Source organism: Enterobacter roggenkampii (assembly GCF_001729805.1).
GTDB lineage: Bacteria > Pseudomonadota > Gammaproteobacteria > Enterobacterales > Enterobacteriaceae > Enterobacter > Enterobacter roggenkampii.
Window position 1 is genome coordinate 4,186,835 of the sequence record NZ_CP017184.1, and the last position, 22,532, is coordinate 4,209,366.

13 protein-coding genes are annotated in these 22,532 nt (G+C 57.4%); 8 read left to right on the plus strand and 5 right to left on the minus strand.

The genetic code is table 11. The features are described from left to right. Positions 1-11: 11 nt before the first annotated feature. From arcB to lptF, 3 genes are all read right to left on the minus strand, one after another. Positions 12-2,345 carry an aerobic respiration two-component sensor histidine kinase ArcB gene (gene arcB, locus BFV67_RS19605; RefSeq protein ID WP_008501438.1) on the minus strand — a complete coding sequence of 778 codons (2,334 nt, stop codon included), beginning with the start codon at positions 2,343-2,345 and terminating at the stop codon, positions 12-14. A 135-nt stretch (positions 2,346-2,480) separates the two neighbouring features. Beyond that, positions 2,481-3,563, minus strand: coding sequence for an LPS export ABC transporter permease LptG (gene lptG, locus BFV67_RS19610; protein WP_045910114.1), 1,083 nt, complete (start codon positions 3,561-3,563; stop codon positions 2,481-2,483). Next, positions 3,563-4,663: an LPS export ABC transporter permease LptF gene (lptF, locus tag BFV67_RS19615; protein ID WP_069598823.1), complete on the minus strand. Its 1,101-nt coding sequence runs from the start codon at positions 4,661-4,663 to the stop codon at positions 3,563-3,565. Before lptF ends, lptG begins: the two co-directional genes overlap by 1 nt. Before the next feature lie 266 nt (positions 4,664-4,929). On the opposite strand from lptF, the gene pepA reads away from it, so the two are divergent. From pepA to ahr, 5 genes are all read left to right on the plus strand, one after another. Further along, positions 4,930-6,441 carry a leucyl aminopeptidase gene (gene pepA / locus BFV67_RS19620; protein ID WP_008501434.1) on the plus strand — a complete coding sequence of 504 codons (1,512 nt, stop codon included), beginning with the start codon at positions 4,930-4,932 and terminating at the stop codon, positions 6,439-6,441. 117 nt (positions 6,442-6,558) lie between these two features. Continuing rightward, positions 6,559-7,002: a DNA polymerase III subunit chi gene (gene holC / locus BFV67_RS19625; RefSeq protein WP_025912557.1), complete on the plus strand. Its 444-nt coding sequence runs from the start codon at positions 6,559-6,561 to the stop codon at positions 7,000-7,002. Next, positions 7,002-9,857 carry a valine--tRNA ligase gene (locus tag BFV67_RS19630; RefSeq protein ID WP_055321273.1) on the plus strand — a complete coding sequence of 952 codons (2,856 nt, stop codon included), beginning with the start codon at positions 7,002-7,004 and terminating at the stop codon, positions 9,855-9,857. The genes holC and BFV67_RS19630 overlap by 1 nt, the downstream gene beginning before the upstream one ends. Before the next feature lie 123 nt (positions 9,858-9,980). Then, a complete protein-coding gene (locus tag BFV67_RS19635; protein ID WP_008502817.1) occupies positions 9,981-10,484 on the plus strand; it encodes a GNAT family N-acetyltransferase in 504 nt (167 codons plus the stop codon). Positions 10,485-10,567: 83 nt separating this feature from the next. Beyond that, positions 10,568-11,587, plus strand: coding sequence for an NADPH-dependent aldehyde reductase Ahr (gene ahr / locus BFV67_RS19640; RefSeq protein ID WP_008502818.1), 1,020 nt, complete (start codon positions 10,568-10,570; stop codon positions 11,585-11,587). A 43-nt stretch (positions 11,588-11,630) separates the two neighbouring features. Here the strand turns inward: ahr and BFV67_RS19645 are convergent, their stop codons facing one another. Beyond that, positions 11,631-13,271: a dihydroxyacetone kinase subunit DhaK gene (locus tag BFV67_RS19645; protein ID WP_069598824.1), complete on the minus strand. Its 1,641-nt coding sequence runs from the start codon at positions 13,269-13,271 to the stop codon at positions 11,631-11,633. 137 nt (positions 13,272-13,408) lie between these two features. Between BFV67_RS19645 and BFV67_RS19650 the strand changes: the two genes are divergently transcribed. Continuing rightward, positions 13,409-14,911 carry a helicase HerA-like C-terminal domain-containing protein gene (locus tag BFV67_RS19650; RefSeq protein WP_023344992.1) on the plus strand — a complete coding sequence of 501 codons (1,503 nt, stop codon included), beginning with the start codon at positions 13,409-13,411 and terminating at the stop codon, positions 14,909-14,911. On the opposite strand, the gene mnmL is transcribed toward BFV67_RS19650, so the two are convergent. Next, positions 14,891-15,832 (minus strand): tRNA modification radical SAM protein MnmL/YtqA, encoded by a 942-nt coding sequence (mnmL, locus tag BFV67_RS19655; protein WP_100245852.1) that lies wholly within the window; start codon positions 15,830-15,832, stop codon positions 14,891-14,893. The genes BFV67_RS19650 and mnmL overlap by 21 nt on opposite strands. 687 nt (positions 15,833-16,519) lie before the next feature. Between mnmL and gltB the strand changes: the two genes are divergently transcribed. Together gltB and gltD are read left to right on the plus strand one after the other, a co-directional pair. After that, on the plus strand, positions 16,520-20,980 hold the full coding sequence (gene gltB, locus BFV67_RS19660; protein WP_021242273.1) for a glutamate synthase large subunit: 4,461 nt from the start codon (positions 16,520-16,522) through the stop codon (positions 20,978-20,980). A gap of 9 nt (positions 20,981-20,989) precedes the next feature. Continuing rightward, the gene (gene gltD / locus BFV67_RS19665; protein WP_047746908.1) at positions 20,990-22,408 is read left to right on the plus strand and encodes a glutamate synthase subunit GltD; all 1,419 of its coding nucleotides are present in this window, start codon (positions 20,990-20,992) and stop codon (positions 22,406-22,408) included. Positions 22,409-22,532 lie beyond the last annotated feature (124 nt).

Here is a 22,532-nt window from a genome sequence, read left to right on the forward strand (position 1 = left end):
TTAATCCGGGGTCATTTTTTTCTGGCGTCAACCCAGGCTTTTAGCACCGCCACATCGTTTTGCCATTCCTGTTTCATCTCTTCAACCCAATCACCCACGTTATCTTCCCATGCAGGTAAATCAGGCGACTGAATCTGTTGCCCCAACTGCTGCAGATGGCGTAAGCCAACCGAGCCGGCGGCACCTTTGATTTTATGTCCTTCTTCCACGATACCCTTCTGGTCACGAGCCGTCAGGTTGGATTCCAGCACGCTCAGATAGCCCGGCATCATTTTTTCGAACACCGCCAGACCGTCGGTAATCAGTTTCGGCCCCACCAGATCGATGTACTGCTCCAGCATCGCGGTATCGAGTATCGTTTGGGCTTTTGCGCTATCAACAGACGTCATGGTGCTCTCCTCTTCATCATGGGTATCCCAGAACTTTTTGATCATAGCGGTCAGAGCAGGCACCGCCAGCGGCTTGCTGAGTACATCGTCCATACCGGCATCGAGATACTCTTTTTTATCTTTCAGCACGTTCGCCGTCAGGGCAACCAGCGGCGGCAGTTCGTCGGCCGCGTACTGACGCGTCAACTCGCGCGAGATATCCAGCCCGGTCATATCCGGTAATTGAATATCCAGCAGAACAAGATCGTATTCGCCGGGTTTAAACATCTCCAGCGCGGCTTTACCGGTCATCGCGACATCCACGCTGTTGCCCAGTTTTTCCAGCACAGAGCGCGCCACAATTACGTTCAGCTCAATATCTTCCACCAGCAGGACGTGCAGGGCAGGCAGCGGCATATCGTCATTTTCAAAGGTATCCTCTACCTCTTCCGCCACCGCAGGGGCATGGACCGTCAGCGTGAAGGTTGACCCTTTGCCCGGCTGGCTGGCAACGGTGATATCGCCGCCCATACTCTTCGCCAGACGTTTAGAGACCGCCAGGCCAATGCCCGTACCGGTGGCCGGTTTCCCACCGTTGCTGTCCTTCACCTGATAGTACATGGCGAAGATTTTGTCCTGCTCCTCCAGCGGAATACCCATCCCGGAGTCTTCCACCTCGAAGTGCAGCATGTCACCTTCGTCATAGCGGATACGCACCGCAACCTTTCCTTTCTGGGTAAATTTCACCGCGTTGCTGATCAGGTTCCACAGGATCTGGCGCAGTCGCGTGCCGTCCGTCACCACTTTATGCGGCAGCGGCAGGGTTGGCTCCATGACAAAGCTCAATCCCTTCTGCTGCGCCTGCAGGCCAGACAGGTTTTCCAGATCGGCAAGGAAGCTGGTGAAATCCACAGGCTGGTTATCAAGCTGAACTTTACGGCGCTCCATCTTATCCATATCAATAATATCGTTGAAGATATTACCCAGCGTGACCGCTGAAACATGGATAGTCTTGAGGTATTTTTCCTGCTCTGCGGTCAGGTCGGTATCCAGCAGAATACGGCTCAACCCGACGATGCCGTTAAGCGGCGTACGCAGCTCGTGGCTGATGGTGGAGATAAAGGTGGTCTTGTCGCGGCTGGCGCGCTCCAGGGCATCCTGATAGCGCTTACGCTCGGTAATATCGCGGCCAAAGCCCATCAGGCCGTGGCGTTTCCCCACGCGGTCATAGTAGGGCACCTTACGGATCTCAAAGCAGGCTTTGCGCCCGTCCGGGTAATCCAGCCACTGTTCATAGGTCAGCGAGACGTTATGACGGAAGACTTTTTCGTCGGTCTCCATGACCTTGGCCGCCGCCTCTTCAGAGTAAACGTCCTGCGGCTTCAGGTGTATCAGCTGCTTCTCGCTTTTCCCGGTGAGCAGCTCCATCGCCCGGTTACAGCCGGAAAACTCTTTATCTTCATTACGGTAGAACACCAGATCCGGCGACGCATCCAGGAACGATCGCAGGAAAGAAGATTGCTGCTCAAGCTGGATCTGCGTGACCTCGCGCTCTTTCATTTCGATTTTCAGCTGTTCCAGGGTGGCCTGACGCTCGGCCTCCGCTTTCTCACGATCTGAAATCTCCTGATTCAGCTGCGCAATGTTGTCTTTGAGCTGGACGTTGAGCTTCAGGTCGCGCTCGCGCATCTCTTCCAGCTTATCCACCAGCTTAGACAAACGCTGACGGGACTCTTCCAGCTGTTCAACCACCACGGAAAGGAAATAGACCGCCCAGGGAGTAATAAGCAAGCCAAAGAAGATGGAGCGGATGACGTCGATACTCTCGACCTGACCATGCAGAACCATGGTAACCGCCATTTGCACGACAATGGCCAGAACGACCAGCGCCAGCGCAAGCAGCATGGAAAAACGCACCAGCCCAAGCTTCATCATCAGGTCGACGTAATACTGGGCAAGCATTCGAATTTGCTTCATAGAGGATCCCTTCACGACGTTATCGCTCAATAATACTCAAATTCGCGGCGGGACGTTGAAGGTTGTGAGAAAAAGTGCGGGGTGAAACAGGAGATTAGCCTCGCTCCCGGGTAACCGGAAGCGAGGCGAGGTCAATCAGGAGCGTTTCAATAGCAGCCAGAGACTGATCAGGAGGAAGCTGGCGCTTGGCAGCAGCGCACCGATAATCGGCGGAATGCCATAAACCAGCGTCAGCGGACCGAAGATCTGATCGAGCACGTAGAACACAAAGCCGAAGCTGATGCCGGTCACGACGCGGACCCCCATCGGCACGCTGCGCAACGGGCCGAAGATAAACGACAGCGCCATCAGCATCATTACCGCCACGGACATCGGCTGGAAGATTTTGCTCCACATGTTGAGCTGATAGCGTCCCGCATCCTGTCCGCTCGACTTCAGGTATTTCACATAGTTGTGCAAACCACTGATGGAGAGCGCGTCAGGATCCAGCGCCACGACGCCGAGCTTATCGGGCGTCAGGTTGGTTTTCCACGTACCCGTTACCGTCTGAGAACCCGTAATCTGTTTCGGATCGGTCAGGTTAGATTCATCAACCTGGGACAACCGCCACTGCTTATGTTCGGCGTCAAACTTCGCCGAAGAGGCGTGGCGAACGGACTGCAGACGGCGCTGGTCATCGAAAGCGTAGATGCTCACCCCGCCCAGTTCATCATTCCCCTTCACCCGTTCGATGTAGACGAAGTTTTTACCATCTTTCGCCCATAAACCTTGCTGAGTCGAGAGCAGTGAGCCGCCGTACATGGCCTGAGCACGGTAGTTACGCGCCATCTGTTCGCCCTGCGGCGCGACCCACTCGCCAATCGCCATGGTCAACAGCACCAGGGGGATGGCGGTTTTCATTACCGACAGCGCGACCTGCATACGGGTAAAACCCGAAGCCTGCATAACGACCAGCTCACTGCGCTGCGCCAGCATCCCCAGCCCCAGCAGCGCCCCCAGCAGGGCCGCCATCGGGAAGAAGATCTGCACATCTTTCGGCACGCTGAGCAGGGTATACATCCCCGCGCCCAGCGCGTCATAGCTCCCCTGCCCGGCTTTTTTCAGCTGATCGACAAATTTGATAATGCCGGAGAGGGACACCAGCATGAACAACGTCATCATGATGGTGGTAAAAATGGTTTTACCGATATAGCGATCAAGAACGCCAAACGCCTGCATTAGATGGCTCCTTTACGCGAGAATCGGGCACGTATGCGGCGCACAGGCACCGTATCCCACAGGTTTAACCCCAGCGCCAGTAAGATGTACAGGCTGTTAACGAACCATGTCCAGACCATAGGGTCCAGCTTACCCTTCGCGCCGTTGGAACGAATCGAGGTTTGCAGCAGGAAATAGATCAGGTAAAGCAGCATCGCTGGCAGCATAGAGAGCACGCGTCCCTGACGCGGGTTCACCACGCTCAGCGGAACGACAATCAGCGCCATCATAAACACGGTGAAGACAAGCGTAATACGCCAGTGGAACTCAGCACGCGCTCGGTTGGTATCGGTATTCCAGAGGGTACGCATGTCCATTTGCTCGGTATCCGTTGGGTCGAGCGCCACGGTCTGATGGCCGATAATGGCCTGATAGTTCTGGAAATCCGTAATGCGGAAGTCACGCAGCATCGCGGTGCCTTCGAAACGGGTGCCTTTGTTCAGCGTCACGACCTGAGAACCATCATTGCGCTGAGCAAGCTGACCGGAGTCGGCAACCACCACAGAAGGACGCGCGTTACCTTTAGGACGCAGCTGCGCCAGGAAGACATCGTTGAATTTGCTGCCGTCAACGCTCTCAATAAACAGCACGGAGTTCCCGTCGGTTGCCTGCTGGAACTGCCCCTGGGCTAACGCCGCCATGCCGGGGTTGGCTTTCGCTTCGGCCAGCACTTCGTCCTGATGGCGAGAAGACAGAGGACCCGCCCACATCACATTCACCGCCGCAACGATACCCGTGAACAGCGCCAGTATCATGGCGGCTTTGACCAGCACCGCTTTGCTCAGGCCACAGGCATGCATCACCGTGATTTCACTCTCGGTGTAGAGTTTCCCAAGCGTCATGAGCAGGCCAAGGAAAAGACTTAGCGGCAGGATAAGCTGCGCCATTTCCGGGATCCCTAAACCAAGCAGGGAAAGCACCAGATTTGTTGGAATTTCGCCGTCAACGGCCGCACCGAGGATCTTAACCAGCTTCTGACAGAAAAAAATCAGCAGCAGGATGAAGAGGATCGCCAGTTGGCTTTTGAGCGTCTCCCGCACCAGATATCTTATGATTATCACTTTAAATACGCCCGTAAAAACCCGTCTCTTTGCTGGAAAATCGCTTGTTTCATGGCTTAAACGTCATTTATTCTCTTGAGTCGTCGAAATCATCGCTAAGATTAAAACATCCGGCGGATTCACGCTTCAGGACTTTTTCTGACGTGTCGAAACCGTAGTAACGTAAGATTAACACGAAGTCACCACAACAGCGGACATGAGTTACGAAAGGTTTCAATTCTATCCGTAGCCGCCGCCGTTGTCTTTAAGATTCAGGAGCGTAGTGCATGGAGTTCAGTGTAAAAAGCGGTAGCCCGGAGAAACAGCGGAGTGCCTGCATCGTTGTGGGCGTCTTTGAACCACGCCGACTCTCCCCGATCGCCGAACAACTCGATAAAATCAGTGACGGCTATATTAGCGCCCTGCTGCGCCGTGGCGAACTGGAAGGCAAACCTGGGCAGACGCTGTTACTGCACCATGTTCCGAACGTACTGTCAGAGCGCATTCTGCTGATTGGCTGCGGCAAAGAACGCGAGCTGGATGAACGTCAGTACAAGCAGGTGATTCAGAAAACCATCAATACGCTGAATGATACCGGTTCAATGGAAGCGGTATGCTTCCTGACCGAGCTGCACGTTAAAGGGCGTAACACCTACTGGAAAGTGCGTCAGGCAGTCGAAACGGCAAAAGAGAGCCTGTACAGCTTCGATCAGCTGAAGACCAATAAAAGCGAGCCGCGTCGTCCGCTGCGTAAAATGGTCTTTAACGTGCCAACCCGTCGCGAGCTGACCAGCGGCGAGCGCGCCATCCAGCACGGTCTGGCGATTGCCGCCGGTATTAAAGCGGCAAAAGATCTCGGCAACATGCCGCCGAACATCTGTAACGCCGCTTACCTCGCCTCTCAGGCGCGCCAGCTGGCCGACGCCTACAGCAAAAACGTGATTACCCGCGTCATCGGCGAACAGCAGATGAAAGAGCTGGGAATGCACTCTTACCTGGCGGTGGGTAACGGCTCTCAGAACGAATCCCTGATGTCGGTTATCGAGTACAAGGGCAACCCGGCCGAAGACGCGCGCCCTGTCGTGCTGGTCGGTAAAGGCCTGACCTTCGATTCCGGCGGTATCTCCATCAAGCCTGCCGAAGGCATGGACGAGATGAAATACGACATGTGCGGCGCGGCGGCGGTTTACGGCGTGATGCGCATGGTCGCGGAACTTCAGCTGCCGATCAACGTGATCGGGGTCCTGGCGGGCTGCGAAAACATGCCCGGCGGTCGCGCGTATCGCCCGGGTGACGTCCTGACCACCATGTCTGGCCAGACGGTAGAAGTGCTGAACACCGACGCCGAAGGCCGTCTGGTACTCTGTGACGTGTTGACCTACGTTGAGCGCTTCGAGCCGGAAGCGGTCATTGACGTCGCCACCCTGACCGGTGCCTGTGTGATTGCCCTTGGCCACCACATTACCGGCCTGATGTCTAACCATAATCCGCTGGCACACGAGCTGATTAGCGCCTCGGAGCAGGCCGGTGACCGCGCATGGCGTCTGCCGCTGGGGGATGAATATCAGGAGCAGCTGGAGTCTAACTTCGCGGATATGGCGAACATTGGCGGACGTCCTGGCGGGGCAATCACCGCGGGATGCTTCCTGGCGCGCTTTACCCGCAAGTACAACTGGGCGCACCTGGATATCGCGGGCACCGCATGGCGCTCCGGTAAGGCCAAAGGCGCAACCGGTCGTCCGGTGGCGCTGCTGTCGCAGTTCCTGCTCAATCGTGCGGGTTTTAACGGCGACGAGTGATACAAAGTGCCGGGTGGCGGCTTCGCCTTACCCGGCCTACACGCCACTCAACCGTAGGCCGGGTAAGCGAAGCGCCACCCGGCTTAGCATTTAAATCCACGACAAGAAGCCCCATATATGAAGAATGCAACGTTCTACCTTCTGGACAACGACACCCATCAGGAGGGACTCAGCGCCGTCGAACAGCTGGTGTGTGAAATTGCCGCAGAACGTTGGCGCGCAGGCAAACGCGTGTTGATAGCCTGTGAAGATGAGCAGCAGGCGATTCGTCTCGATGAAGCGCTGTGGGCCCGCCCGCCGGAGAGCTTTGTTCCGCATAACCTGTCAGGCGAAGGGCCACGCGGCGGGGCGCCGGTGGAAATTGCCTGGCCGCAAAAGCGCAACAGCAGCGCGCGCGACATTCTGATTAGCCTGCGGATAGATTTTGCAGATTTTGCCACCGCTTTCACAGAAGTGGTAGACTTTGTCCCTTACGAAGAATCCTTGAAACAACTGGCGCGCGAACGCTATAAAGCGTACCGCCTGGCTGGTTTTAACCTGAATACGGCAACCTGGAAATAATGGAAAAGACATATAACCCACGCGATATCGAACAGCCGCTTTACGAGCACTGGGAACAGCAGGGCTATTTCAAGCCTAACGGCGACGAAAGCAAAGAGTCCTTCTGCATCATGATCCCGCCGCCGAACGTCACCGGCAGTTTGCATATGGGTCATGCTTTCCAGCAGACCATCATGGACACCATGATCCGCTACCAGCGCATGCAGGGCAAAAACACCCTGTGGCAGGCGGGGACTGACCACGCGGGTATCGCGACCCAGATGGTGGTTGAGCGTAAAATTGCCGCTGAAGAAGGGAAAACCCGCCACGACTACGGTCGCGACGCGTTCATCGACAAAATCTGGCAGTGGAAAGCGGAATCTGGCGGCACCATTACCCGTCAGATGCGCCGTCTCGGCAACTCCGTGGACTGGGAGCGCGAGCGCTTCACCATGGATGAAGGCCTTTCCAACGCCGTGAAAGAAGTCTTCGTCCGCCTGTATAAAGAAGACCTGATTTACCGCGGCAAGCGCCTGGTTAACTGGGATCCAAAACTGCGCACCGCGATTTCCGATCTGGAAGTGGAAAACCGCGAGTCTAAAGGCTCCATGTGGCACATCCGCTATCCGCTGGCCGACGGCGCAAAAACCGCTGACGGTAAAGATTACCTGGTGGTCGCGACCACCCGTCCGGAAACCCTGCTGGGCGATACCGGCGTGGCCGTTAACCCGGAAGATCCGCGTTATAAAGATCTGATTGGCAAATTCGTGGTGCTGCCGCTGGTAAACCGCCGTATTCCGATTGTGGGCGACGAACACGCCGACATGGAAAAAGGCACCGGCTGCGTGAAAATCACCCCGGCGCACGACTTCAACGACTATGAAGTGGGCCGTCGTCACGCCCTGCCGATGATCAACATTCTGACCTTCGACGGCGATATCCGCGAAAGCGCAGAAGTGTACGACACCAAAGGCAACGAATCCGACGTTTATTCCAGCGACATCCCGGCCGAGTTCCAGAAGCTGGAACGCTTTGCCGCGCGTAAAGCCATCGTGGCTGCCGTTGACGCACTCGGCCTGCTGGAAGAGATCAAACCTCACGATCTGACCGTGCCATACGGCGACCGTGGCGGCGTGGTTATCGAGCCAATGCTGACCGACCAGTGGTACGTGCGTGCCGACGTGCTGGCGAAACCGGCTGTGGAAGCGGTTGAAAACGGCAGCATTCAGTTCGTGCCGAAGCAGTACGAAAACATGTACTTCTCCTGGATGCGCGATATTCAGGACTGGTGTATCTCCCGTCAGCTGTGGTGGGGTCACCGTATCCCGGCATGGTACGACAACGAAGGCAACGTGTACGTTGGCCGCAGCGAAGATGAAGTGCGCCAGGAAAACAACCTGAGCGCTGACGTTGCCCTGCGTCAGGACGAAGACGTGCTGGATACCTGGTTCTCCTCCGCGCTGTGGACCTTCTCCACCCTCGGCTGGCCAGAAAACACCGACGCGCTGCGTCAGTTCCACCCAACGAGCGTGATGGTGTCCGGCTTCGACATTATCTTCTTCTGGATTGCCCGCATGATCATGATGACCATGCACTTCATCAAAGACGAAGACGGCAAGCCGCAGGTTCCGTTCCATACCGTCTACATGACCGGTCTGATCCGCGACGATGAAGGCCAGAAGATGTCCAAATCCAAGGGTAACGTCATTGACCCGCTGGATATGGTTGACGGTATTTCTCTGGAAGAGCTGCTGGAAAAACGCACCGGCAACATGATGCAGCCTCAGCTGGCGGAGAAAATCCGCAAGCGCACCGAGAAGCAGTTCCCGAACGGGATTGAGGCTCACGGTACCGACGCCCTGCGCTTCACCCTGGCAGCGCTGGCCTCGACCGGCCGTGACATCAACTGGGACATGAAGCGTCTGGAAGGTTACCGTAACTTCTGTAACAAGCTGTGGAACGCCAGCCGCTTCGTGCTGATGAACACCGAAGATCAGGATTGCGGCTTCAACGGCGGCGAGATGACCCTCTCCCTGGCCGACCGCTGGATCCTGGCGGAATTCAACCAGACCGTGAAAGCGTTCCGCGACGCGCTGGACAGCTACCGCTTCGATATCGCGGCGGGCATTCTGTATGAATTCACCTGGAACCAGTTCTGTGACTGGTATCTGGAGCTGGCGAAGCCGGTCATGAACGGCGGCACTGAGGCGGAACTGCGCGGCACGCGCAACACGCTGATTACCGTTCTGGAAGGCCTGCTGCGCCTGGCGCATCCGGTTATTCCATTCATCACCGAGACCATCTGGCAGCGCGTGAAGGTGATTGCAGGCATCAACGCCGACACCATCATGCTGCAGCCGTTCCCGGCGTTCGATGCGGCTAAGGTTGATGAAGCGGCGTCTGCGGATACCGAGTGGCTGAAGCAGGCGATCGTGGCGGTACGTAACATTCGTGCTGAAATGAACATCGCGCCGGGCAAACCGCTGGAGCTGCTGCTGCGCGGCTGTAGCGAAGCGGCCGTTCGTCGCGTCACCGAGAACAACACCTTCCTGAAAACCATGGCGCGTCTGGAAAGCATCACCGTGCTGCCTGCTGATGACAAAGGTCCGGTTTCCGTGACCAAAATCATCGACGGCGCCGAGCTGCTGATCCCGATGGCGGGTCTGATCGACAAAGACGCTGAGCTGGCTCGTCTGGCGAAAGAAGTGGCGAAAGTCGACGTGGAAATTGGCAAAATCGAAAGCAAGCTGGCGAACGAAGGCTTTGTTGCCCGCGCGCCGGAAGCGGTCATCGCGAAAGAGCGTGAGCGTCTGGTTGCCTTCGCCGATGCGAAGACCAAACTGATTGAGCAGCAGGCGGTTATCGCTGCCCTGTAATGCTTTTACCCCTTACGCTTCAGGGCGTAAGGGGTAACCTTCCTGAAAACTCCTCGCTTGCACTCCCCTTTCTGCGGTGCTATTAACAGCAGTTATGTGTCAATTTTTGTAATGAGTAATGCTATGAGCGTGATTACCCCCGTCGCGACGACGATGCGCCGGATCGCTGAGCAGGATAACCCGGCTATCGCCGCCGTTATTCGCACCGTTTCTGCCGAATATGGCCTGACGGCTGACAAGGGCTACACGGTTGCCGACCCGAATCTGGACGCGCTTTTCCAGCTCTACAGCCAGCCTGGTCATGCCTACTGGGTCATCGAGCAGAACGGCCAGGTCGTGGGCGGCGGCGGCGTGGCGCCCCTCAGCTGCAGCGAGCCGGATATCTGCGAACTGCAGAAAATGTATTTCCTGCCAACGGCACGCGGACAAGGACTGGCAAAAAAGCTGGCGCTGATGGCGCTGGATCACGCGCGCAAGCAGGGTTTTACCCGCTGCTACCTGGAAACGACCGCCTTCCTCAAAGAGGCCATCGGCCTGTATGAACATCTGGGCTTTGAGCATATCGATGCGCCGCTGGGCTGTACCGGCCACGTTGATTGCGAAGTCAGAATGCTGAAAAGTCTGTAACTTTCGTTCCTGCCCTCTTCTGTTAAGCGGCTGTAAACTGAATGCTCTACACTCTCAGTTCACACCACAACGGGGGAAACACGATGTCGAAGATAAAAAGCTACGCCGCACCGCAGGCGGGTGCAGAACTTGAGCTGTACGAGTACGATGCGGGCGAACTAAAAGCAGAAGACGTCGAAGTACAGGTTGATTACTGCGGGATCTGCCACTCGGATCTCTCGATGATCGACAACGAATGGGGCTTCTCCAGCTATCCGCTGGTTGCCGGGCACGAAGTTATTGGCCGCGTCGTGGCGCTCGGTAGCGCCGCGCAGGACAAAGGGCTCAAAGTGGGCCAGCGCGTGGGCATTGGCTGGACGGCACGCAGCTGCGGTCACTGCGATGCCTGTATCAGCGGCAATCAAATCAACTGCCTCGAAGGCGCCGTTCCCACCATTCTCAACAAAGGTGGTTTTGCCGATAAACTGCGCGCCGACTGGCAATGGGTTATCCCGCTGCCGGACAGCATTGATATCGAATCCGCCGGTCCGCTGCTGTGTGGCGGCATCACCGTCTTCAAGCCGCTGCTGATGCACCATATCACCGCCACCAGCCGCGTCGGCGTCATCGGTATCGGCGGACTGGGGCATATTGCCATTAAGCTGCTGCACGCGATGGGCTGTGAAGTCACGGCGTTCAGCTCGAACCCGGCGAAAGAGAAAGAAGTGCTGGCGATGGGGGCGGATAAAGTGGTGAACAGCCGCGATCCGGACGCGCTGAACGCGCTGGCGGGTCAGTTTGACCTGATCATCAACACCGTGAACGTCGATCTCGACTGGCAGCCGTACTTTGAAGCGCTGGCTTACGGCGGTAACTTCCACACCGTGGGTGCGGTAATGAAGCCGCTGCCGGTTCCGGCGTTTACCCTGATCGGTGGGGATCGCAGCATCTCCGGTTCTGCAACCGGTACGCCGTACGAGCTGCGCAAACTGATGAAATTCGCCGGACGCACCAAAGTGGCGCCGACCACCGAACTGTATCCGATGTCAAAAATCAACGAAGCGATCCAGCACGTGCGCGACGGCAAAGCCCGCTACCGCGTGGTGCTGAAAGCAGATTTCTGATGTGAGTTTGCCGGGTGGCGGCTTCGCCTTACCCGGCCTACTTTCACTGCTGCGCCAATACGTTAAATACTTCCGCTACCGCGACCGCTCCCGGATCCATCACCCCATCCAGGTTCTCTTTATTGACATACGACGAGCGTCCCGCGCCGGCTTTCGCCATTTTCGACGTTGCTTCTGCGCCCTGCTGCGCGGCCTGCGCTGCCGCCTGAATATTGCCTTTCTGTAACGCCTCCAGCGCCGGTTGCAGCGCATCGATCAGCGTGCGATCGCCAAGATCCGCTCCGCCGTACTGCTTCATCTGCGTAAGTCCACTGAGCAAGGCCTCCGGGAGCGTCTGACCATCGTGCAGCTTTTGCCCGGCCGCGGTAAAGAAGATCGACATCAGCACCCCGCTCGACCCGCCCATCACCGTAGCCAGCCGCTCGCCAACCAGTAACAGCAGCTTAGGCACATCATTAAGCGGGAGCGCGTTCCCCTCCAGGCGATGCGCAATATCCCGCGCCCCTTGCGCAAAGGTAGAGCCGGTATCGCCATCCCCCACTTTAGCATCCAGCGCGTTCAGGCGGTTTTCGAGCTGGAGCAGCGTTGTCGACACGGAGGAGACAAACGCACGCACCTGTGGATTGTCAGACGGGGTATACTCCACACGGTCATGAATGGCGCTATGCGCCACGGTACGCAGTGGCGCAAACGCCACGGGCTTCTGCCAGCCCAGCGTCTCGACGTCGGCGTGAATCGCCTTTTCAAAGAAATCGTTGAGCTTCAGCAGCGTCAGAGAAAAGCCTTTCATATCCAGCGCGCTGACCAGTGGCGCAGGGCCAATCAGGTACGCGATATTCTCTTTCAGCGCCGAGTGCGCCAGCTCTTTGGTCAGCAGCGCCATCTCCAGCGCCGATACGCCGCCAAGATTGTTAATCAGCACCGCAAAACGCCCCTTACCCGCCTGCGCGCTTAACGGCGTCACCAGAGTGTCGATAATGGCTTTGCTGTTTTGCGTATCCACCACGGAAGCCCCGGGCTCGCCGTGAATGCCCAGGCCCAGCTCGACATGGCCTTGTTTAATGCGCCCCTCTTCATCGTCGCTGCCCGGCAGGTTGCAGGTTTGCATCGCTACGCCCAGGCTCCAGAGGTTATCGCAGGCCTGTTGCGCAATATCCCGTACCTCGCTCAGCGATTTCCCCTGCTCCGCCGCATAGCCCGCAATCTTGTGCACCAGTGCCGTACCGGCAATACCGCGCGGCTGCTTATTATCCGGCAGCGCGATATCGTCCGCCACAATCACCATCTCCACCTTCAGGCCGTAGCGTTTGGCCTTTTCAGCGGCCAGGCCGAAGTTCAGGCGGTCGCCGGTGTAGTTTTTGACGATCAGCAGACAGCCGCGATCGCCCGTGACCGCGACGATGGCATTCAGTACCGCATCCACGCTCGGCGAGGCAAAAAGATCGCCACACACAGCCGCCGTCAGCATCCCTTTGCCAACAAACCCGGCGTGTGCGGGTTCATGGCCTGAGCCACCGCCGGAAATTACCGCCACGCGGCTTTTATCCCAGTCGCCGCGCGCGACGATCCTGATGGCCGGATCGATATCAAGCTTGACGAGATTGGCATGTGGCGCAGAGAGCAGTATGCCTTCAATGGCATCGTTGACCAGCTGTTTGCGATCGTTAAAGAAGAATCTGGACATAGTTTCCCACTATTTTGTGAACCGTATGCAAAAGCATAGTCCGCGCTGGATAATGCGCCGCAAAGTCAGCAATTTACTCAGCCGTTTTACCGTCAGGTTGCCTATACTCCACCCAGGACTACGAGAGGAAGCGCATCATGAGTACACCATTGTTAATTGCCCGGACGCTGGAAAAAGAGCTCTATTTACTGCCCGCGATGGCGAACCGCCACGGTCTGATCACCGGCGCGACCGGGACGGGGAAAACCGTCACCCTGCAAAAGCTGGCGGAGTCGCTTTCAGAGATTGGCGTACCGGTCTTTATGGCTGACGTAAAAGGCGATTTAACCGGTGTGGCTCAGGAAGGGACCGCCTCTGAAAAACTGCTCGAACGGTTGAAGAATATCGGCATCACGGACTGGACGCCGCACGGTAACCCGGTGGTGGTATGGGACATCTTCGGTGAAAAAGGCCACCCGGTGCGCGCCACCGTCTCCGATCTCGGTCCCTTGCTGCTGGCCCGTTTGCTTAACCTCAACGACGTGCAGTCCGGCGTGTTGAATATCATCTTCCGTATTGCCGATGACCAGGGACTACTGCTGCTTGATTTCAAAGATCTGCGCGCCATTACGCAGTACATCGGCGATAACGCCAAATCCTTCCAGAACCAGTACGGCAACATCAGCAGCGCCTCGGTGGGCGCAATTCAGCGTGGCCTACTGACGCTGGAGCAACAGGGTGCCGAGCACTTCTTCGGCGAGCCGATGCTGGAGATCAAAGACTGGATGCGCACCGACAGCAGCGGCAAAGGGATTATTAACATCCTGAGCTCCGAGAAGCTCTACCAGATGCCGAAACTCTACGCCGCCAGCCTGCTGTGGATGCTCTCTGAACTTTACGAACAGCTGCCAGAGGCGGGCGACCTTGAGAAGCCGAAGCTGGTGTTCTTCTTTGATGAAGCGCACCTGCTGTTTAACGATGCACCGCAGGTGCTGCTGGACAAGATCGAGCAGGTTATCCGCCTGATCCGCTCCAAAGGCGTCGGCGTCTGGTTTGTCTCGCAAAACCCGTCGGATATCCCCGATAACGTACTGGGACAACTCGGTAACCGCGTACAGCACGCCCTGCGCGCCTTCACGCCGAAAGATCAAAAAGCGGTAAAAGCCGCCGCGCAAACCATGCGCGCCAATCCGGCCTTTGATACCGAAGCCGCCATTCAGGCGCTGGGCACCGGTGAAGCGCTGATCTCGTTCCTGGATGCGAAGGGCAGCCCGTCCGTGGTGGAACGCGCCATGGTCATTGCGCCTTGCTCGCGCATGGGGCCGGTGACCGACGATGAACGCAACGGCCTGATTAACCACTCACCGGTTTACGGGAAGTACGAAGACGAGGTGGATCGCGAATCTGCGTTCGAGATGCTGCAAAAAGGAGTCCAGGCGACAACGGAATCGCAGGATGCGCCTGCCGCTAAAGGGCAGTCTGTCGCCGTGGATGACGGCATTCTTGGTGGACTCAAAGACATCCTGTTCGGCAGCACCGGGCCGCGCGGCGGCAAACGCGACGGCGTAGTGCAGACCATGGCGAAAAGCGCCGCGCGACAGGTCACCAATCAGATCGTACGCGGCATGCTGGGGAGTTTGTTAGGCGGCCGTCGCCGCTAGACGCGGAACCCACGGGCGGCCCAGCGCCGAACCCTGTACGCCGTTCTCCTGCAGGTAGCGGTCAATTTCCACCATCCCCGTCCAGCGGTTCTCACACCACAGCGGTGCCAGAAGCGTTGGACGGCGGGCGCTGGCCGAGATGCGGTGGTAGACAATCTCCGCTGGCGTGTGGCGAATCATCTCCCCCGCCGTCACCGTATAGTCCTCAAGCTCGATACCGCTTAACCGCCCGGCCTCCCAGGCTTTCGCCATAATGCTGCCCTTCACGATATGCAGCGGATGAAGCTTGATGCCGTCCACGCCGGTTTCAACGACTTTTTCCAGGGTTTCAAGGCCATGCTGTTGACCTTCACCGGGCAGACCGACAATCAGATGTGAACAGACCTTCAGCCCGCGCTCGCGTGCCAGCCGCGTGGTGCGCTGGTAGCAGGCGAAATCATGGCCACGGTTGATACGGTGCAGTGTTTTATCATGTGCCGTTTGCAAGCCCAGCTCCAGCCAGATCTCGTAGCCTTGTTCTTTGTACTCGCTGAGCAGGTCCAGCACCGCGTCCGGTACGCAGTCCGGGCGGGTTCCCACGCACAGCCCAACGATGTTGGCCTGGCTGACGGCCTGCTGATACATCGATCGCAATACCTGCACCTCCGCCCACGTGCTTGTGTAAGCCTGAAAATAGGCCAGATACTGCTTCGCACGGTTCACCAGGCTGGCCTGATGAGCAAGCTGTTCAGCGATAGAGTTATGTTGCTGCGCTTCATCGGCAAACGACGCAACGTTACAGAAGGTGCAGCCCCCGCGCCCGATGGTGCCGTCGCGATTCGGGCAGCTAAACCCGCCGTGCAGCGTCAGCTTATGAACCTTTTGCCCGTAGCGCTGCAAAAGATCCCCACCAAACATATTGACTAATTTCTGTAACTGCATAATCTGATAGACCGTCCCGGAGAAAGGGGACAAGCCTGCCATTTTTAGCCTCTGTCGGCGATGACCTGGATCAATCGCCCTGGACGGCCTTTATCTATATGAATAAATACTCAGGATTACTGCAATTTCATTCACGCCGCATGTGATTACTTTTCCTTATGTTCTGATTGTTTTTTTCATTTATAGCGCCATCACTGAAAAACAGTGTGTTTATGCGGGTTTGCGGCCAATGCCAGATTATTGTTCTGCTATAAAACCGCTATTCAGCACGCTACATGGATAATACCGCTTTCATATAGTGAGTCAGATCACACTCCGCTGCGCTCTTTCAGGGCATTCATTCAATGTAAAATTAGTTAAATAACCTTAAAATACAAACAGATAAACTCTCTTTAGCACATTTTTGTATAAATAAGATTGCCATTTGACCTGTGTACCAATTCCCGATAAGTTGGAAATCCGCTGGAAGCTTTCTGGATGAGCGGCCTGCTCATCATATTTATGCAGTAATTGAGATTCCCTCTGAAGCAAGTCCTCAAACTTGTTTACCTGCGCGAAAGGATGAAAAAGAGGGCGAATGCGAGGTCCGCGTATGAAACGCAAACCCCGTCGCCATGCTCTTTCTGTGCCTGTGCGCCACGGTAAAGTTCAGTGGGAAGCCCGACGAGCCTGGGGAGGTTCACTGATATGTTGTACGATAAATCCCTTGAGAAGGATAACTGTGGTTTCGGCCTGATCGCCCACATAGAAGGCGAACCTAGCCACAAGGTGGTGCGTACCGCTATTCACGCACTGGCCCGTATGCAGCACCGTGGCGCCATCCTTGCCGATGGTAAAACTGGCGACGGTTGCGGCCTGCTGCTGCAAAAACCGGATCGTTTCTTCCGCATCGTGGCGGAAGAGCGCGGCTGGCGTTTAGCCAAAAACTACGCTGTCGGCATGCTGTTCCTGAACCAGGATCCTGAAAAGGCTGCCGCCTCACGCCGCATCGTCGAAGAAGAACTTCAGCGTGAAACCCTGTCGATTGTCGGCTGGCGCGATGTGCCAACCAACGAAGGGGTGCTCGGTGAAATCGCCCTCTCCTCGCTGCCTCGTATTGAACAGATTTTCGTCAACGCGCCTGCGGGCTGGCGTCCGCGTGATATGGAACGCCGTCTGTTTATTGCCCGCCGCCGCATTGAAAAACGTCTCCAGGACGATAAAGAGTTCTACGTCTGTAGCCTCTCTAACCTGGTGAACATCTATAAAGGTCTGTGTATGCCGGCTGACCTGCCGCGCTTCTACCTGGACCTGGCGGACCTGCGTCTGGAATCGGCCATTTGCCTGTTCCACCAGCGCTTCTCCACCAACACCGTTCCACGCTGGCCGCTGGCGCAGCCGTTCCGCTACCTGGCACACAACGGTGAGATCAACACCATCACCGGTAACCGCCAGTGGGCCCGCGCCCGTACCTACAAGTTCCAGACGCCATTGATCCCTGACCTGCACGATGCCGCGCCGTTCGTGAACGAAACCGGCTCGGACTCCAGCTCGATGGATAACATGCTGGAACTGCTGCTGGCGGGCGGGATGGATATCGTGCGCGCCATGCGTCTGCTCGTGCCGCCGGCCTGGCAGAACAACCCGGATATGGACCCTGAGCTGCGCGCGTTCTTCGACTTTAACTCCATGCACATGGAGCCGTGGGACGGCCCGGCGGGCATCGTCATGTCCGACGGTCGTTTCGCTGCGTGTAACCTGGACCGTAACGGCCTGCGTCCGGCGCGCTACGTCATCACCAAAGATAAGCTCATCACCTGCGCCTCTGAAGTCGGCATCTGGGATTACCAGCCTGACGAAGTGGTCGAGAAAGGCCGCGTCGGTCCGGGCGAGCTGATGGTGATCGACACCCGCAGTGGACGCATCCTGCACTCCGCCGAAACCGACAACGATCTGAAGAGCCGCCATCCGTACAAAGAGTGGATGGAGAAAAACGTGCGTCGTCTGGTGCCGTTTGAAGATCTATCGGATGAAGAAGTGGGCAGCCGCGAGCTGGACGATGACACCCTCGCCAGCTACCAGAAGCAGTTTAACTACAGCGCGGAAGAGCTGGACTCCGTCATCCGCGTGCTCGGTGAGAACGGCCAGGAAGCGGTCGGCTCGATGGGTGACGATACCCCGTTTGCCGTGCTCTCCAGCCAGCCGCGCATCATTTACGACTACTTCCGCCAGCAGTTTGCGCAGGTCACCAACCCGCCAATCGATCCGCTGCGTGAAGCCCACGTGATGTCGCTGGCCACCAGCATCGGTCGCGAGATGAACGTCTTCTGCGAGGCCGAAGGCCAGGCGCACCGTCTGACCTTTAAATCGCCGATCCTGCTGTACTCCGATTTCAAACAGCTCACCACCATGAAAGAGGAGCACTACCGCGCCGACACGCTCGATATTACCTTCGACGTGAACGACGCGAGCCTCGAAGAGACGGTGAATGCGCTGTGCGACAAAGCCGAACAGATGGTACGTAACGGTACCGTGCTGCTGGTATTGTCCGACCGCAACATCGCGAAAAACCGTCTGCCGGTGCCTGCACCAATGGCGGTGGGCGCTATCCAGACGCGTCTGGTGGATAAGAGCCTGCGCTGCGACGCCAACATCATTGTTGAAACCGCCAGCGCGCGCGACCCGCACCACTTTGCCGTGCTGTTAGGCTTTGGCGCGACGGCGATCTATCCGTACCTGGCCTATGAAACGCTGGCCCGTCTGGTGGATACTCGCGCGATCGACAAAGATTACCGCGCGGTGATGCTGAACTACCGTAACGGCATCAACAAAGGTCTGTACAAGATCATGTCCAAAATGGGCATCTCGACCATTGCCTCCTACCGCTGCTCGAAGCTGTTTGAAGCGGTCGGCCTGCATGATGAGGTCGCCAACCTTTGCTTCCAGGGCGTGGTCAGCCGCATCGGCGGCGCCGGTTTTGCTGACTTCCAGCAGGATCTGGTGAACCTGTCCAAGCGCGCCTGGCTGGCACGTAAGCCGCTGGATCAGGGCGGTCTGCTGAAATACGTTCACGGCGGCGAGTATCATGCCTACAACCCTGACGTGGTGCGCACGCTGCAGCAGGCGGTTCAGAGCGGAGAATACCGTGATTATCAGCAGTACGCTGAGCTGGTGAACAACCGTCCGGCGGCGACGCTGCGCGACCTCATTGCCCTGAATCCGGGTGATGAAGCGGTCAGCATTGACGAAGTCGAACCGGCATCCGAACTGTTCAAACGCTTCGATACCGCGGCGATGTCCATCGGCGCGCTGAGCCCGGAAGCCCACGAGGCGCTGGCGGAAGCCATGAACAGCATCGGTGGCAACTCTAACTCCGGCGAAGGCGGTGAAGATCCTGCCCGTTACGGCACCAACAAGGTGTCCCGTATCAAGCAGGTGGCATCCGGCCGCTTTGGCGTGACGCCAGCGTACCTGGTCAACGCCGACGTGATTCAGATTAAAGTCGCTCAGGGTGCGAAACCGGGCGAAGGCGGTCAGCTGCCGGGTGATAAAGTTACCCCGTACATCGCCAAACTGCGCTACTCGGTACCGGGCGTGACGCTGATCTCCCCGCCGCCGCACCACGATATCTACTCTATCGAGGATCTGGCGCAGCTGATTTTCGACCTGAAGCAGGTCAACCCGAAAGCGATGATCTCCGTGAAGCTGGTTTCCGAACCGGGCGTCGGCACCATTGCCACCGGCGTGGCGAAGGCCTATGCGGACCTTATCACCATCGCCGGTTATGACGGTGGTACCGGCGCAAGCCCGCTCTCCTCCGTGAAATATGCGGGCTGCCCGTGGGAACTTGGCCTGGTGGAAACCCAGCAGGCGCTGGTGGCTAACGGTCTGCGTCACAAGATCCGTCTGCAGGTGGACGGTGGCCTGAAAACCGGCCTCGACATCATCAAGGCGGCGATTCTGGGTGCGGAAAGCTTCGGCTTCGGTACCGGCCCAATGGTTGCGCTCGGCTGTAAATACCTGCGTATTTGCCACCTGAACAACTGCGCAACCGGCGTTGCAACCCAGGACGAGAAGCTGCGTAAGAATCACTATCACGGTCTGCCGTTCAAAGTGACCAACTACTTTGACTTCATCGCCCGTGAAACCCGCGAGCTGATGGCGCAGCTGGGCGTGAAGCGCCTGGTAGACCTGATTGGCCGTACCGACCTGCTGAAAGAGCTGGAAGGCTTCACGGCGAAGCAGCAGAAGCTCGAGCTGTCTAAGCTGCTGGAAACCGCGCAGCCGCATCCTGGCAAAGCGGTCTACTGCACCGAGAACAACCCGCCGTTCGACAACGGCGTGCTGAACGCGCAGCTGCTGCAGCAGGCGAAACCGTATGTGGACGACAAGCAGAGCAAAACGTTCTGGTTTGATATCCGCAACACCGACCGTTCCGTGGGTGCCTCCCTCTCCGGCTACATCGCGCAGACGCACGGTGACCAAGGGCTGGCAGCCGATCCGATTACCGCACACTTCAGCGGTACTGCGGGTCAGAGCTTCGGCGTGTGGAACGCAGGCGGCGTTGAGCTGTACCTGACCGGCGATGCCAACGACTACGTCGGTAAAGGCATGGCGGGCGGTCTTCTGGCGGTACGTCCTCCGGTCGGCTCAGCCTTCCGCAGCCATGAAGCCAGCATTATCGGTAACACCTGCCTGTACGGCGCAACCGGCGGTCGTCTGTTTGCCGCGGGCCGTGCGGGCGAGCGTTTTGCGGTGCGTAACTCCGGTGCTATCACCGTGGTGGAAGGCATTGGCGATAACGGTTGTGAATACATGACGGGCGGGATTGTTTGCGTTCTGGGTAAAACCGGCGTGAACTTCGGCGCAGGCATGACGGGCGGTTTTGCCTACGTCCTGGATGAAGACGGTGAGTTCCGTAAACGCGTGAACCCTGAACTGGTAGAAGTGCTGGACGTTGACACGCTGGCCATTCACGAAGAACACCTGCGCGGTTTGATTACCGAACACGTGCAGCATACCGGTTCTTCGCGCGGCGAAGAGATCCTGGCGAACTGGCCGGCGTTCTCTGCGAAATTCGCGCTGGTTAAGCCGAAGTCCAGCGATGTTAAAGCCCTGTTGGGTCACCGTAGTCGTAGCGCAGCAGAGCTGCGCGTGCAGGCGCAGTAAGGAATTCAGATGAGCCAGAACGTATACCAGTTTATCGACCTGCAGCGTGTTGATCCGCCAAAGAAACCGCTGAAGATCCGCAAAATTGAATTTGTTGAAATCTACGAGCCGTTTTCAGAAGGCCAGGCCAAAGCACAGGCAGACCGCTGCCTGTCCTGCGGTAACCCTTACTGCGAATGGAAATGTCCGGTACACAACTACATCCCGAACTGGCTGAAGCTGGCCAACGAAGGACGTATTTTTGAAGCCGCCGAACTCTCTCACCAGACAAACACCCTGCCGGAAGTGTGCGGCCGCGTGTGTCCTCAGGATCGTCTGTGCGAAGGTTCCTGTACGCTAAACGACGAGTTTGGCGCGGTGACCATCGGCAACATCGAGCGCTATATCAATGATAAAGCGTTTGAGATGGGCTGGCGTCCGGACATGACCGGCGTGAAGCAAACCGAAAAGCGCGTGGCGATCATCGGCGCGGGCCCGGCGGGCCTGGCCTGTGCGGACGTGCTGACCCGCAACGGCGTGAAGGCGGTGGTCTTTGACCGTCATCCGGAGATCGGCGGCCTGCTGACCTTCGGTATCCCGGCCTTCAAGCTGGAAAAAGAGGTCATGACCCGTCGCCGCGAAATCTTCACCGGCATGGGCATTGAGTTCAAACTGAACACAGAAGTGGGCCGCGACGTGCAGCTCGACGACCTGCTGAAGGATTACGACGCCGTGTTCCTGGGCGTGGGCACCTATCAGTCCATGCGCGGCGGTCTGGAGAACGAAGACGCGCCGGGCGTGTACGACGCGCTGCCGTTCCTGATTGCCAACACCAAGCAGATCATGGGCTACGGCGAAACCGCCGATGAGCCTTTCGTCAGCATGGAAGGCAAACGCGTGGTGGTGCTGGGCGGCGGTGATACCGCGATGGACTGCGTGCGTACCTCCATTCGTCAGAATGCGGCACACGTGATCTGCGCCTACCGTCGTGACGAAGAGAACATGCCGGGCTCTAAGCGTGAAGTGAAAAACGCACGTGAAGAGGGCGTAGAATTCCAGTTCAACATCCAGCCTCTGGGTATTGAAGTGAATGCCAACGGTAAAGTGAGCGGCGTGAAGATGGCGCGCACTGAGATGGGTGCCCCGGATGCGAAAGGCCGTCGTCGCGCGGAAATCGTGGCAGGCTCCGAGCACGTGATCCCCGCTGACGCCGTGGTGATGGCGTTCGGTTTCCGCCCTCACAGCATGGAATGGCTGGCGAAGCACAGCGTTGAGCTGGACTCGCAGGGCCGTATTATTGCGCCAGAAGGCAGCGATAATGCCTTCCAGACCAGCAACCCGAAAATCTTCGCCGGTGGCGATATCGTTCGCGGTTCCGACCTGGTGGTGACGGCGATTGCCGAAGGGCGCAAAGCGGCTGACGGGATACTGAACTACCTGGAAGTGTAAGAAAAAAGGGAATAAACCTTCCGGTTTATTCCCTTTGTTACCTACAGCGTAATCAAAAAAATTTCAGATATTTCAGCATGAAGGTTGCCAGCCTATCAATGCTTGAGTCAGCTGCAAGAAAAAA

What these genes read in the sequence shown, in the direction of transcription:
- BFV67_RS19630 (WP_055321273.1), top strand. Translation starts at nt 7,002, where the DNA reads ATGGAAAAGACATATAACCCACGCGATATCGAACAGCCGCTTTACGAG.
- BFV67_RS19645 (WP_069598824.1), bottom strand. Translation starts at nt 13,271, where the DNA reads ATGTCCAGATTCTTCTTTAACGATCGCAAACAGCTGGTCAACGATGCC.
- gltD (WP_047746908.1), top strand. Translation starts at nt 20,990, where the DNA reads ATGAGCCAGAACGTATACCAGTTTATCGACCTGCAGCGTGTTGATCCG.
- mnmL (WP_100245852.1), bottom strand. Translation starts at nt 15,832, where the DNA reads ATGCAGTTACAGAAATTAGTCAATATGTTTGGTGGGGATCTTTTGCAG.
- arcB (WP_008501438.1), bottom strand. Translation starts at nt 2,345, where the DNA reads ATGAAGCAAATTCGAATGCTTGCCCAGTATTACGTCGACCTGATGATG.
- gltB (WP_021242273.1), top strand. Translation starts at nt 16,520, where the DNA reads ATGTTGTACGATAAATCCCTTGAGAAGGATAACTGTGGTTTCGGCCTG.
- ahr (WP_008502818.1), top strand. Translation starts at nt 10,568, where the DNA reads ATGTCGAAGATAAAAAGCTACGCCGCACCGCAGGCGGGTGCAGAACTT.
- holC (WP_025912557.1), top strand. Translation starts at nt 6,559, where the DNA reads ATGAAGAATGCAACGTTCTACCTTCTGGACAACGACACCCATCAGGAG.
- pepA (WP_008501434.1), top strand. Translation starts at nt 4,930, where the DNA reads ATGGAGTTCAGTGTAAAAAGCGGTAGCCCGGAGAAACAGCGGAGTGCC.
- BFV67_RS19635 (WP_008502817.1), top strand. Translation starts at nt 9,981, where the DNA reads ATGAGCGTGATTACCCCCGTCGCGACGACGATGCGCCGGATCGCTGAG.
- lptG (WP_045910114.1), bottom strand. Translation starts at nt 3,563, where the DNA reads ATGCAGGCGTTTGGCGTTCTTGATCGCTATATCGGTAAAACCATTTTT.
- BFV67_RS19650 (WP_023344992.1), top strand. Translation starts at nt 13,409, where the DNA reads ATGAGTACACCATTGTTAATTGCCCGGACGCTGGAAAAAGAGCTCTAT.